This window comes from Exiguobacterium sp. s124 (assembly GCF_018617485.1).
Lineage (GTDB): Bacteria > Bacillota > Bacilli > Exiguobacteriales > Exiguobacteriaceae > Exiguobacterium > Exiguobacterium aestuarii.
Genome location: NZ_JACSKH010000001.1, coordinates 1 through 12,652 on the forward strand (window position 1 = coordinate 1; position 12,652 = coordinate 12,652).

Annotated in this window: 13 protein-coding genes and 6 tRNA genes; all 19 read left to right on the forward strand. The window is 47.8% G+C overall.

Going from position 1 to position 12,652, the window contains the following annotated elements:
• Nucleotides 1-10: 10 nt before the first annotated feature.
• The 19 genes from KNO85_RS00005 to KNO85_RS00095 all read left to right on the forward strand — a co-directional run bounded on the left by KNO85_RS00005 (nucleotide 11) and on the right by KNO85_RS00095 (nucleotide 12,651).
• Nucleotides 11-86: transfer RNA gene (locus KNO85_RS00005), tRNA-Val, on the forward strand.
• Nucleotides 87-117: 31 nt separating this feature from the next.
• Nucleotides 118-190, forward strand: a tRNA-Thr gene (locus KNO85_RS00010).
• A gap of 6 nt (nucleotides 191-196) precedes the next feature.
• Nucleotides 197-280: transfer RNA gene (locus tag KNO85_RS00015), tRNA-Tyr, on the forward strand.
• A 5-nt stretch (nucleotides 281-285) separates the two neighbouring features.
• Nucleotides 286-361, forward strand: a tRNA-Lys gene (locus tag KNO85_RS00020).
• Between the two features lie 7 nt (nucleotides 362-368).
• Nucleotides 369-443, forward strand: a tRNA-Gly gene (locus tag KNO85_RS00025).
• Nucleotides 444-460: 17 nt separating this feature from the next.
• Nucleotides 461-536, forward strand: a tRNA-Ala gene (locus KNO85_RS00030).
• A gap of 201 nt (nucleotides 537-737) precedes the next feature.
• A complete protein-coding gene (rocF, locus tag KNO85_RS00035; RefSeq protein ID WP_214785817.1) occupies nucleotides 738-1,640 on the forward strand; it encodes an arginase in 903 nt (300 codons plus the stop codon).
• Between the two features lie 130 nt (nucleotides 1,641-1,770).
• On the forward strand, nucleotides 1,771-2,346 hold the full coding sequence (gene sigW / locus KNO85_RS00040; protein ID WP_012727640.1) for an RNA polymerase sigma factor SigW: 576 nt from the start codon (nucleotides 1,771-1,773) through the stop codon (nucleotides 2,344-2,346).
• Nucleotides 2,343-2,978 carry an RseA family anti-sigma factor gene (locus tag KNO85_RS00045; protein WP_214785819.1) on the forward strand — a complete coding sequence of 212 codons (636 nt, stop codon included), beginning with the start codon at nucleotides 2,343-2,345 and terminating at the stop codon, nucleotides 2,976-2,978. The genes sigW and KNO85_RS00045 overlap by 4 nt, the downstream gene beginning before the upstream one ends.
• A 127-nt stretch (nucleotides 2,979-3,105) precedes the next feature.
• The gene (gene cdaA / locus KNO85_RS00050; RefSeq protein WP_214785821.1) at nucleotides 3,106-3,966 is read left to right on the forward strand and encodes a diadenylate cyclase CdaA; all 861 of its coding nucleotides are present in this window, start codon (nucleotides 3,106-3,108) and stop codon (nucleotides 3,964-3,966) included.
• Nucleotides 3,967-5,247 (forward strand): CdaR family protein, encoded by a 1,281-nt coding sequence (locus KNO85_RS00055; protein WP_214785823.1) that lies wholly within the window; start codon nucleotides 3,967-3,969, stop codon nucleotides 5,245-5,247.
• Nucleotides 5,248-5,283: 36 nt separating this feature from the next.
• On the forward strand, nucleotides 5,284-6,642 hold the full coding sequence (gene glmM, locus KNO85_RS00060; RefSeq protein WP_214697357.1) for a phosphoglucosamine mutase: 1,359 nt from the start codon (nucleotides 5,284-5,286) through the stop codon (nucleotides 6,640-6,642).
• Nucleotides 6,643-7,001: 359 nt separating this feature from the next.
• Nucleotides 7,002-8,798 carry a glutamine--fructose-6-phosphate transaminase (isomerizing) gene (glmS, locus tag KNO85_RS00065; protein WP_214785825.1) on the forward strand — a complete coding sequence of 599 codons (1,797 nt, stop codon included), beginning with the start codon at nucleotides 7,002-7,004 and terminating at the stop codon, nucleotides 8,796-8,798.
• A 139-nt stretch (nucleotides 8,799-8,937) separates the two neighbouring features.
• Nucleotides 8,938-9,501, forward strand: a complete 564-nt coding sequence (locus KNO85_RS00070; RefSeq protein ID WP_214785827.1) for a YdhK family protein — start codon at nucleotides 8,938-8,940, stop codon at nucleotides 9,499-9,501.
• A 114-nt stretch (nucleotides 9,502-9,615) separates the two neighbouring features.
• On the forward strand, nucleotides 9,616-10,095 hold the full coding sequence (locus tag KNO85_RS00075; protein WP_214785829.1) for a DUF2975 domain-containing protein: 480 nt from the start codon (nucleotides 9,616-9,618) through the stop codon (nucleotides 10,093-10,095).
• A 10-nt stretch (nucleotides 10,096-10,105) separates the two neighbouring features.
• Nucleotides 10,106-10,324, forward strand: coding sequence for a helix-turn-helix domain-containing protein (locus KNO85_RS00080; protein ID WP_214785831.1), 219 nt, complete (start codon nucleotides 10,106-10,108; stop codon nucleotides 10,322-10,324).
• An 85-nt stretch (nucleotides 10,325-10,409) separates the two neighbouring features.
• Nucleotides 10,410-11,096 (forward strand): DUF975 family protein, encoded by a 687-nt coding sequence (locus KNO85_RS00085; protein WP_214785833.1) that lies wholly within the window; start codon nucleotides 10,410-10,412, stop codon nucleotides 11,094-11,096.
• Nucleotides 11,097-11,165: 69 nt separating this feature from the next.
• On the forward strand, nucleotides 11,166-12,122 hold the full coding sequence (locus KNO85_RS00090) for an NAD(P)/FAD-dependent oxidoreductase (protein ID WP_214785835.1): 957 nt from the start codon (nucleotides 11,166-11,168) through the stop codon (nucleotides 12,120-12,122).
• A gap of 85 nt (nucleotides 12,123-12,207) precedes the next feature.
• Entirely contained in the window at nucleotides 12,208-12,651 is a 444-nt protein-coding gene (locus KNO85_RS00095; protein ID WP_078147853.1) for a MarR family winged helix-turn-helix transcriptional regulator, read from the forward strand.
• Nucleotide 12,652: the final 1 nt, after the last annotated feature.

Genomic DNA, 12,652 nt, shown 5'->3' on the forward strand with positions numbered 1-12,652 from the left:
TCACCAATATGGAGGATTAGCTCAGCTGGGAGAGCACCTGCCTTACAAGCAGGGGGTCGGCGGTTCGATCCCGTCATCCTCCACCATTTTTATTTATTCCATCAAACCTATATATATGCCGGTGTAGCTCAGTTGGTAGAGCATCTGACTTGTAATCAGAGGGTCGAGGGTTCGAATCCTTTCGCCGGCACTCCTCGGGGGGGTAGCGAAGTGGCTAAACGCGGCGGACTGTAAATCCGCTCCTTCGGGTTCGGCGGTTCGAATCCGCCCCCCCCCACCAGGTTTGAGCCATTAGCTCAGTTGGTAGAGCATCTGACTTTTAATCAGAGGGTCGCAGGTTCGAGCCCTGCATGGCTCACCATTTTTTTGCGGAAGTAGTTCAGTGGTAGAATACGACCTTGCCAAGGTCGGGGTCGCGGGTTCGAATCCCGTCTTCCGCTCCATATTTTCTTCCCTTTAAGGGGCCTTAGCTCAGCTGGGAGAGCGCCTGCCTTGCACGCAGGAGGTCAGCGGTTCGATCCCGCTAGGCTCCACCATATGTTTGTTTCTTAAGTTAGTGATGACTTAAGTTTTTTTTTGCCTAAAACCATGAACCATTCAAATGAGAGTACAGAGAAAGGCAGCCTGCCACCATTCAGGCTGCCTTTTTGTATGTTTATTCATTGCGATGCCGAGTTGAACCAAGTGAATGATAGCGTTTACAATTTAGGTATCAAGTGCTTAAAGGGGGAATGGCAATGCAATGGTCATATATTCATGTGCCGCTACGATACGGTCAAGGAAAACTCGGGGTCGACCAAGGTCCGGCGAAATTAAACGAATTAGGAATGGAAAAACTCCTTCCGACTGAAACGGTCAAACATACAATTCGTGTATTACCAGAATCAGAGATTCGTGAAAATGAAGAACATTTAAAGCGAGTCGATGGTGTCTTACACACTGTCACCGAGTTAGCGGAAGTCGTGCATCGCGAAATCACCGCAAATCGGTTCCCGTTGATCGTTGGGGGCGATCATAGTATGGCAATCGGTACACTTGCTGGACTGGCGCAAACGGGACCATACGGCGTCATTTGGGTAGATGCACATGCCGATTTAAATACTGGAGAAACTTCGCCGTCAGGCAACATTCATGGGATGCCACTTGCTGCAGCAATGGGGATGGGCGATGTTCGTCTGACAGAGGTAGGTGGACGTGAGCCGAAATTATCGCCAGAGCATTTAGTGTATATTGCGCTTCGTGATATCGATGAGGGCGAAATGAATGAAATCAATCGTCTTGGGATTAAAGTCATTACGGTAGAAGAAGTACGTACGCGTGGTGTCGACGTCATTATGCAAGAGGCGTTGAGCTATCTCCGTGAACGAGTCAATCGTTTTTACATTAGCTTCGATATGGATAGTTTAGATGCATCGCTTGTTCCAGGAACAGGGACACCAGTTGACGGTGGTTTGACTGAAGTCGAAGCCAAAGCCATTTTAACAGAAGCCATGAAGGCGGATGATCTAATTGCTGTTGAACTCGTTGAATTGAATCCATCATTAGATCGAGACAACATGACAGCAAATTTAGCATACCGTCTATGTGAAACGATTATAAAATCAAAAGAAAACCTGTTATTGGAAGGCGAGACAGTCTGATTTCCTTACAGTTTCCAAACCCGTTTGCTACAATGGGGGTGGAAACTTTTTTTTATTTTCATGAAACCATTTTATAAGTGAGACGTATATAGAAATGACCGCACGTGTAGCGGAGAGGGGAAGTGGATTGATGGAACGGCTGACCACCCGTTTGGTAGATGAATTGAGGGCGGGGAATCACGATTCGTTTGCCGAACTGGTAGAACTATACAAGGATGGCGTCTTTGCAATCGCCTATAAAATTTTGTATGATCGTGGCGAAGCGGAAGACGCTGCCCAGGAAGCGTTCATTCGTGCGTATACACGAATTGATACGTATGACGCACAATATAAGTTCAAAACATGGCTCTATCGAATCACAACGAACGTTGCCATTGATCGATTAAGGAAACGGAAACCGGAGTATTCAATGGATGCTGAAATTGCGGGTACGGACGGTTTGACCTATCAAGACCACTTAGCTGATGAAGCGCCCCAACCCGATGCCCAAGTGGTTCATCGCGAAATTCGAAGTGAGATGCATGAGGCAATCAAGCAACTTCCGGACAAATACCGCATTCCCTTACTGTTAAAGTATGTGGATGATTTGTCACTTAAAGAAATCAGTGTGATGATCGACATGCCGGTCGCAACGGTTAAGACAAGGATCTTCCGGGGAAGAGAAATGTTAAAAACAATCTTTCAAAATAGGGAGGGGTTCAATTGACTCCTGAAGAAAAAGTACAACAATATTTGGAAGATGGCGTTTTGCCCGAAGAATCTGACGAATTGCGTCAGTTGTTAGAGGACGATGAATTATATGAGTCGTATCTACAATATGAACGAATCGACGCAGAACTGAAAGCATTGCCTCGTCCAAAGTTATCAGCAGATTTTACGGCTCGTGTAATGGCGGCCTTGCCTGAAACACCTGCACAAAAAGCACCTGATGCGGTCATTCCGTTATCAAAACCGGTCCGAAAAGAACGAAAACCGCTCTCGAAGCAAATGGTCTGGTTACAACGACATCCAGGTTTGATTGCAGCAGTCCTATTCTTTAGTTTGATGTCTAGTGCGACCCTTGGACTATGGAACAGTGCATCTGAGACGATGACGTATACAAAAGTACCGGGTGTTGTCGTATCAGAGAACGAAGTCATTGTGCCGGCCGGTGTAACGGTCGAGAAAGATATCACGGTCCAAGGTGGCGATTTACGAATCGAAGGAACGGTCAAAGGTGACGCGACCGCTGTAAATGGTCGTGCGTATTTGGCCAGTGCCGGTCAAGTGACAGGTGAGCTTGAACAGATTGACCAAATGTTCGAATGGATTTGGTATTCGATCAAACAGCTTTTCTAAAGACGCTTTTGGCGTCTTTTTTTCGTTTCAATCTGGTTTCGTTTTGATGTGACGCAATGCGAATATACAGAATTGATGATATAATGGAAATTGCACGATTTAGCTAGGTAGTTAAGGAGGGGAGCATTTGCCGCTACTTGAACAAGTATCATTTTTCTCATTTTTAAATCTTTCAGAAAACGTACATTGGTACGATTATTTGAATGATGTTTTAGATATCGTCGTCGTCACGTACGTCATTTATAAATTAATGATGATTGTGCGTGGGACAAAAGCAGTTCAGTTAATTAAAGGGATCTCGATCATCCTGGTCAGTTGGTTCTTGAGCGGTTTCTTCGGGTTGAAGACGCTCCAGTTCTTGCTAAATCAGGTGATTACGTATGGTCTTCTTGGAATCATCATCATCTTTCAACCTGAGTTGAGACGTGGTCTTGAGCATCTCGGGCGCACGAGCAATTTGTTCGGTCGTACGGGAACAAGTGACGAAGAGCAACAACGACAAATGATTGAAGCAATCGTCAGTTCTGCGCAGTACATGTCAAAACGGCGAATCGGTGCATTGATTGCCATCGAGCGCGATACGGGACTCAATGAATATGTGGAGACAGGTATTCGGATGGATTCTCATATTACGTCTCAGTTGATTATTAACTTATTCATTCCAAACACGCCACTTCATGATGGTGCGATGATTATTCAGGATGGAAAGATTGCAGCGGCAGCTTGTTATTTACCGCTCTCAGAAAGTCCACACATCGATAAAGCACTCGGGACGCGTCACCGTGCAGCTATTGGAGTCAGTGAAGTGACAGATAGTGTGACCCTCACCGTTTCAGAAGAAACAGGAGCGGTCTCTCTTGCGATTGCAGGACGTCTGTATCGAGAGTTGGATGAGGAAGCGCTACGCAACAAATTAATTCAAGAACTCGTCATCGAAGAAAAAGAGACGACCCTCTCGTTCTTCGGTAAAAAAGGAGGGGATAAGTAAGTGATTGATCAGTGGTTACAACATAAATGGTTTCTCCGCTTCATCGCACTTGCTTTAGCCGTCCTTTTATACTTAATGGTCGCAGAGACCAGTTCTTCGAACAATGCGTCGAGCGCGCTGCCAATCGTCGGGCAAAGTTCCATGACGCTCGATGTGCCGGTCGAAGTGTTTTTTGATGAGGTGCAGTATGTCGCATATAATGTACCTGAAGAGATGGGTGTTGAGCTCCAAGGTCCGTCAAGTAGTTTGACGATGACCAAATTGGTGAAAGATTATCAAGTATTCGTCGACTTGACGAACCTCGGGACTGGCTTTCACCGTGTCCCTGTGGAAGCACGAGGGTTCGGTGGCGACGTCAACGTCAAGCTAGACCGAGAAACCGTCGAAATCTACATTGACCGGAAGCAAACGATTGAAGTGCCGGTGTCTGTGAATTTATTAAATAAAGATCAGTTACCGGATGGAAAAGTGGCGGGTGATGTTGAGATCGAGCCATCTACTGTGAAAGTCACAGGAGGCGCAAGTCGGATTCAGAACGTCAAAGAAATCACATTGAATGTCGATGTCGCAAGTCAAAGTCAGACGTTTACACGAGAAATTCCCCCGACCATTTTAGATGCGAACGGGAATCCGTTGAACGTGTCGGTCGATCCAAATATCATCAATGTGACCGTACCAATTTATGATGAGAGTGCGATGATTCCAATCGAGGTCGTCACGAGCGGAGAAGTGGCCGATGACTTCCGATTAGTCGATACGTTGTTAGGTGAGACGGAAGTCCGTGTCTTTGCACCAAAAGAGGTGCTCGACGCACTCGAAAAAGTCGAGACGGAACCGATTGAACTGGATGACTTAACGAAGTCGGAGAAGGTATCTGCTACTTTACGCCTTCCGGAAGGCGCCACATCACTTGGTAAAAAAGAAGTGGAAGTCCAAGTGCTCATTCGTCCGAACGATGAATCGAAAGATGACACGGGCGAGTTGACAGAACGGATTCGATTGACGGTCCCGGTCAATGTTCGCGGATATGACCGGACGAATTATACAGTTCAAACACAAGAAGTCGTCAGCGTGACACTTTCAGGGAAACGATCTCTCCTAGAGAACATCTCTTCAAACAGTGTCAACGTGACACTGGATTTGACCGGTTTACCGAGTGGGACACACGCGGTAGATGTAGATTATGAAGTACCAAAAGGCGTGACTGTCGTCTCGCCAAAAACGATCGATGTTCAAGTGACGAGCGTCGATGAAGAAACAGAGACATCTTCCATTCAATAAAGATGTTCAATCATACAAAAGTGAGGATTTAATCTTATGGGTAAATATTTTGGAACAGATGGAGTTCGCGGTGTTGCGAACTCTGAGTTAACTGCGGAATTAGCATATCGTTTAGGTCGTGCGGGTGGCTATGTGCTCTCGAAACATTTGCCAGAAGGCGAACAGCCAAAAGTCTTGATTGGCCGTGACACACGCATCTCAGGACATATGTTAGAGGGTGCATTGATTGCGGGTCTTCTGTCAATCGGCGCAGAAGTGATGCGTCTCGGTGTCATTTCGACACCAGGAGTCGCTTACTTAACAAAGTCATTAGATGCGACAGCGGGAGTCATGATTTCCGCCTCGCATAACCCCGTCGCAGACAACGGCATCAAATTCTTCGGTAGCGATGGTTTCAAATTAGATGACGCGACTGAGCAAGAAATCGAAGACATTTTAGACGCAGCGGAAGATACACTTCCACGTCCGACTGGAAAAGACCTCGGTTTCGTTTCGGATTATTACGAGGGTGCACAAAAATACCTTCAAATGTTGAAACAGACTGTAGAAGAGGACTTCGATGGTCTTCACATCGCTCTTGATTGCGCACATGGCGCAACGAGCGGTCTTGCAGCGCGTCTCTTCGCTGACCTTGAGGCGAACGTATCGACAATCGGCAACTCACCGAACGGGTTGAACATCAATGAAGGTGTCGGCTCGACACACCCTGAGCACTTGGCTGAGTTCGTTCGTGAAAAGGGAGCGGACATGGGTCTTGCCTTTGATGGCGATGGAGACCGTTTGATTGCAATTGATGAGAACGGCGATATCGTGGACGGGGACAAAATCATGTATATTTGCGGGAAATACTTGAGTGAAAAAGGTCGTTTGAAAGACAACACGATTGTCGCAACGGTCATGAGTAACCTCGGTTTCCATAAAGCTGTGGAAGAAGCAGGCATGACGGCGCTTCAGACAGCGGTCGGCGATCGTTACGTTGTGGAAGAGATGAAGAAACATCAATACACACTCGGTGGCGAACAGTCGGGTCACTTGATCTTCCTCGATCACTCGACAACGGGTGACGGGATGTTGTCAGGCGTCCAGTTGGCGGAAATCGTCAAGTCGACGGGCCGTAAACTTTCTGAATTGGCGGCTGAGATGCCAGTTTATCCGCAAAAGCTCGTCAACATTCGTGTAACGAATAAGAACGATGCGATGAACGGCGAGCGTGTCCTCGCAACGATTCAAGAAGCAGAAGCTGAAATGGCTGGGAACGGTCGTATCCTCGTCCGTGCATCTGGAACAGAACCACTCGTCCGTGTCATGGCGGAAGCGCCGACAGCGGAAGAGTGCGACCTCTACGTTGAAAAAATTGCGCAAGTTGTTCGAGAAGATTACGGTGTTGAAGGATAAAAGTTTAAAAACAGGGAATAACACAAGGGAATCCAACGTCGGATTCCCTTTTTGTTTCCGGTTTGTCATTTAGAAGACAATGGATTTTCTTGACGAATGGGGGTGAGATTTGTACTATTAAGAGCGTGACCTTGGAAACGGAAGGACACAAGAGTACGAACAAGCGCCAGAACTCTGCGGAGTTGACGAGGTTGGAGGTTATCGAGATTTCGGCGGATGCCTCCTCGTCGCCTGTCACGACGAAAAGCACGCTTTTAAAACGCCCGGGTGACCGGACGGACAAAGAAGTGTGTGTTGACAGCTCTTAGAAAAAGCCCGTTTCCTTTTTCGAGAAATCGAAGAATAGAGGAGATTTGTTTATGTGTGGAATTGTAGGAATGATTGGGAATACCGGAGCGAAGGAAGTCCTTCTCAAAGGTCTTGAAAAACTCGAGTACCGTGGTTATGACTCGGCAGGTCTTGCGTTGATGCATGAAAATGTCAACGTTCACAAAGAAGTCGGTCGCATCGCTGCGCTACGCGAAATCATCCCAGCAGAATTAGACGGCACGATTGGAATCGGCCACACACGTTGGGCGACACACGGGGTACCGAGCGTACCGAACGCCCACCCGCACCAAAGTACGACAGGACGCTTCACGCTCGTCCACAATGGTGTAATTGAGAATGATGAACAGTTAAAAGCGACACTCGATGTCCCGTTCCTTTCAGAGACGGACACGGAAGTCATCGTACAGCTCATGGAGAAGCACTTCGTCGAGCTCGGTGATGTCGAGGCGGCGTTCCGCAAGACGCTCTCGGACCTCCACGGTTCATACGCGATCGCGATGATCGACTCAGAGGACAAAGAGCGCCTCTATATCGGGAAGAACAAGTCACCACTCCTCGTCGGACTCGGTGACGGCACGTTCAACGTCGTCGCATCGGACGCAATGGCGATGCTCCAGGTGACAGACCAGTACCTCGAGCTCCACGACGGCGAGATCGTCATCCTCACACGTGAGTCGGCGACGATCAAGACGCTCGACGGTGAAGTGCTCGAGCGTGCACCGTACACGGCCGAGATCGATGCGTCAGACATCGAGAAAGGTACGTACGCGCACTACATGTTGAAGGAGATGGACGAGCAACCGGCCGTCATCCGCAACATCATCCAGCACTACCAGAACGAGAACGGCGACATCGAACTCACGGAAGGCGTGCGCGAGCTCGTCTCAGAAGCGGACCGCGTCTATATCGTTGCGTGTGGAACAAGTTACCACGCTGGTCTTGTTGGGAAACAATTGATCGAGCGCGTCGCAGGTGTACCGACTGAAGTACACGTCGCGTCAGAGTTCGGTTACAACATGCCACTTTTGACAGAAAAGCCACTCTTCCTCTTCATCTCACAATCAGGTGAGACAGCGGACAGCCGTGCCGTGCTCGTTGAAGTGAAAAAGCTTGGCCATAAAGCGCTCACGTTAACAAACGTAGCAGGATCGACATTGTCGCGTGAAGCGAACGAGACGATGCTCCTCCATGCCGGACCGGAGATCGCGGTTGCTTCGACGAAAGCGTACACGGCTCAGATTGCCGTCCTCGCGATTCTCGCATACGACATCGCTCGTGCGAACGGGAAGAAACTTCCGTTTGATTTGATGCAAGAGCTCGCACTCGTTGCGACAACGATGGATTCGATCATGGCACAAAAAGAAATCTTTGAAGAGCTTGCTGATAAGTTCTTGAAAGAATCACGTAACGCGTTCTTCCTCGGACGTGGATTGGATTCATATGTTGGTCTTGAAGGCGCATTGAAGCTAAAAGAGATCTCATATATCCAAGCGGAAGGCTACCCAGGCGGGGAGCTCAAACACGGTCCGATCGCGTTGATCGAAGATGGGACACCGGTTATCACGCTCGTGTCTCAACCGAACACACACCTCAACATTCGCGGAAACATCAAAGAAGTTGTGGCGCGTGGTGCAGTAGCATGTACGATTTCAATGGAAGGAATGGAACACGAAAACGACGCATTCGTTCTTCCACGTGTTGAACCACTTCTCACGCCACTCGTGACGGTTCTTCCACTTCAACTCATCTCGTACTATGCGGCACTTGCCCGTGACTGTGATGTCGACAAGCCACGTAACTTGGCGAAGTCTGTAACGGTTGAATAATGTTTAAGACCAAAATCTTTCGGGATTTTGGTCTTTTTTGTTGCAACGCGTTAACAAATCATCGGAATGCTCTCAAAAACGTCTGTCCATTCTTAGGAATGGGTACACTCAACGTGAGTATGAATAAAGGAGAGATTCGATGAAACAGAAAAAATGGATGACGGGTTTAGGTGTCATCGTACTTGCTACATCGTTAGCCGCATGTGGGGATACGGCAGATGATCCATCGATGGAGATGTCAGAAGAACAAAGCATGGACCATTCGGCAATGGATCACTCGGGATCTGGAGAAGTACCAGAAGGTTTGATGGAAGCAAGTGATCCGACGTATCCAGTCGGGTCAACCGCGATGATGACAGCGGATCACATGCCAGGGATGGAAGGTGTGGAGGCCACGATTGTCGGTGCGTATGATACAACCGTCTACGCAGTCAGTTATACACCGACAACAGGCGGTAATCCTGTAGAGAATCACAAATGGGTGATTCATGAAGAACTTGAGAATCCGGGTGACGCACCGTTGGCAGAAGACGAAAAAGTCGTATTGACAGCTGACCATATGGATGGGATGAACGGAGCGGAAGCGACAATCGATACGGCCATCGATGCGACCGTTTATATGGTTGATTACACGACGGAAGATGGAGAAGAGGTCACAAACCATAAATGGGTGACCGAGAGTGAACTAGAAGCGATGAAATAAGTGAAGTAGACCTCAAGAGATACTTGGGGTCTATTTTTTTCGATAAATATTTATTGATAAACGATAAAAAACGACGTATGATGTAGAAAATGAAATGATTGGGGTGTGTGACAAGTGAAACGAGAAACCGTCTTTTTAAAACTATCGGTGATTGTCTTAGCCCTCCCGATTCTTGCGGCATGTATCTTTTTATTGCCATTTCTTTGGCGAGAAGCGACAGAGAGTGGGGGATGGATTGCGAATTCGATGCGTCCGATTATTGGGGGTATGTATGTTGCGGCAATCCCTTACTTCATAGCGTTATTCAAAACGTTCAACTTATTGGGGTTGATTGACCGGAATGAGGCATTCTCTTATCGCGCGGTGAAGTCACTTCGCGTCATCAAATATTGTGCCCTTGTCATCACAATCATCTATATAGCGACGCTTCCATTCTTCTATTGGTTTGCCGAACGTGACGACTCCCCAGGATTTTTGGTCATCGGATTCGTGTTGGTGTTCGCCGCATTTGTCATTGCCGTCTTTGCTGAGCTGTTACAGAAATTATTGAAGCGGGCCATCGACATGAAGCAAGAAATTGATTTGACGGTCTGAGGTGAGAGAGATGACAATCATTGTGAATTTAGACGTGATGTTGGCGAAACGAAAAATGAGCGTGACGGAGCTGTCGGAACGGGTCGGGATCACCATGGCAAACTTGTCGATTTTGAAGAATGGCAAAGCGAAAGCGATTCGTTTCTCGACACTCGAAGCGATTTGTGAAGCACTCGACTGTCAGCCTGGGGACATATTAGAATATCGAGCGGATGAACGAGCAGAGTGAACCCTCTGCTTTTTTCATGAATTTGAAACGTATTCCATCCATGTTGCGTATATAAGGTAAATCATTCAAGGGGAGATTAGAAAATATGGTTCAAACATGGATAGAACGGACGCACGAAGCAATCAATGGGAAGCGGGGTCGACTGTTAGCCTGGTCGCTTCTCTGTGCCGTGATCTTAGAGTTTAGCGCATTGCTCGACCCGACATTGTATGGGGCGAAAGCCGATTCGTTTCAGGCGATTGTATTCCTTTTAGGTACAATCGTCGTATCCTTCATGCTATATCCCATCATCATCGGTTATCACTGGGTCATCCTTTCGATTATTCGTGGACAAGACGCGCAGTTTCGCGATGTGTTTCGACCGATGAAAGAACGATTTGGTAAGCATGTGACGGCTGTCATCCTACTAGCCATCTTCCAGACGTTATGGACACTATTGTTCATTGTTCCGGGAATCATGAAGTTTTTCTCCTACGCGTTCACGTACTTTATTTTGCTAGATGAGCCAGAGCTATCAGTAAGAGAATCAATCACGAAGTCACGCGCGTTGATGCATGGTCAGAAGTGGGAGGCATTCAAACTGATTTTGCCGTTCGTTCCGATTTATTTGATTGGCTTCACGTTATTTATGGTCGTGAATTCGGTTTTACTTGCCGCATTCTCCTTATCAATCGCGACGATTCTCATTCGCCCATTCGTCGTGGCACGTTTCGCTGTCATGTATGAAGACTCGCGTCGGACGTACGACGAACAATGGAAGAAACCAGCCTGAAGCATATCGAATAGAGGTTGAAAGGAAAGGGCATGCTACAATCTTCATGAAGAGAAAGGGGAATGCTGAATGAAGATTGGAATCATTGGGGCTGGTCTGAGCGGAATTATCGCAGCGCGTGAACTCGTACGTCGAGGTCATACCGTTGAATTGATCGAAAAGAGCCAAAGCGTCGGGGGACGTTTGGCGACACGTCGAATCGGTGACGGACAAGCAGATCACGGGGCCGTCTATTTCACTGTACGTGGGGAAGCGCTCGAACGAGAGGTACAGTCATGGATGAGTGCGGACTGGGTGCGTGTCTGGTATGCCGATCCTTATCCGCGATATGTTGCGACAGATGGGATGAACGGACTCGCCAAACATCTTGCTGAAGGGTTGACTGTCCATTTGAATGAATATGTGGAACACGTCCGCATGGAGAAGGATGGCGCCGTTATCGTGAAGACGGACGTGACAGAACGTTCATACGAAAGAATCGTCATGACGGTACCGCTTCCGCAATCATTCGAACGACTCGGAAGTTTGGTTGACCAGATCGAACACTCACTCCGGCGTCTCGTGTATGCGCCGACGTTCGTCGGTCTCTTTGAATGCACAGGTGATGTACAGATTGGGGCAGATGGGATTCTCGATCAAGACCTGACGCCAGGCGTATTGAAAGTAATCAATAATCGCCAAAAAGGAATCTCTGCGACCTCACTCATCAGCGTCTATATGGAAGAGACGTGGAGTGAGGAGTGGTATGAGCGACCGGAAGCGGAGACGCTTGCAGAGATTGAGCGGTTAGTGCGTGAGGAAGTCGGAGACCTCAGCATCGAATCACGGCAGTTGAAACGGTGGCGCTATGCGCAAGCGAAAGACGTGTGGCATGAACCGTTTTACCAGGTAAGCCACCATCCCATCTATTTGGCCGGCGATATTTTTCTTGAAGCGGATGATCCATCCGGACGTACACGATTTGAGAGTGCCTATTTGTCTGGATTACGTGTGGCAGAAGCCATTGAAAAGAATATAGGTCGATGAGGACACTCCTTATCGATCTTTTTATTTGACGTTATTTAGTTTAGGGCATAAACTATAACCATCTAGTTTAGGGGGTAAACTAAAAATGAAAGCATTGATGCGTGAAGCGGTGCAGTTGTTTGAAGAAGTGATGTTCCATGGGACGGAACATGTCATCGAAGCGATGGAAGGGGACGTATGGCGCGAGTATTCGCGCGAACAGCTCCAACTATTGAAGTTACTCGATCAATTTGGGCCCACTCCTGCTGGGCAACTTGCGCAAAAACAAGGCGTCCACAAAAGCGCGGTCTCGAATCGCCTGAAAAAGTTGGTCGAAAAAGGACTTGTCACGAGTCGGCGAGGACAAGACCAACGCGAACGATTGATTGAATTGACCCCGGAAGGAAAGCGGCTCGTCGAAGAAGTGGACGGTGCCGTCTATCGATATGTGGAATCTCTCATCGATGGAGAAGTAGACGAAATTGAAATTGAGCAGTTTGTTCGGACGTTCCGAAAAATAAAACAATTGCTCCGAATTGGGGAGGAATAAC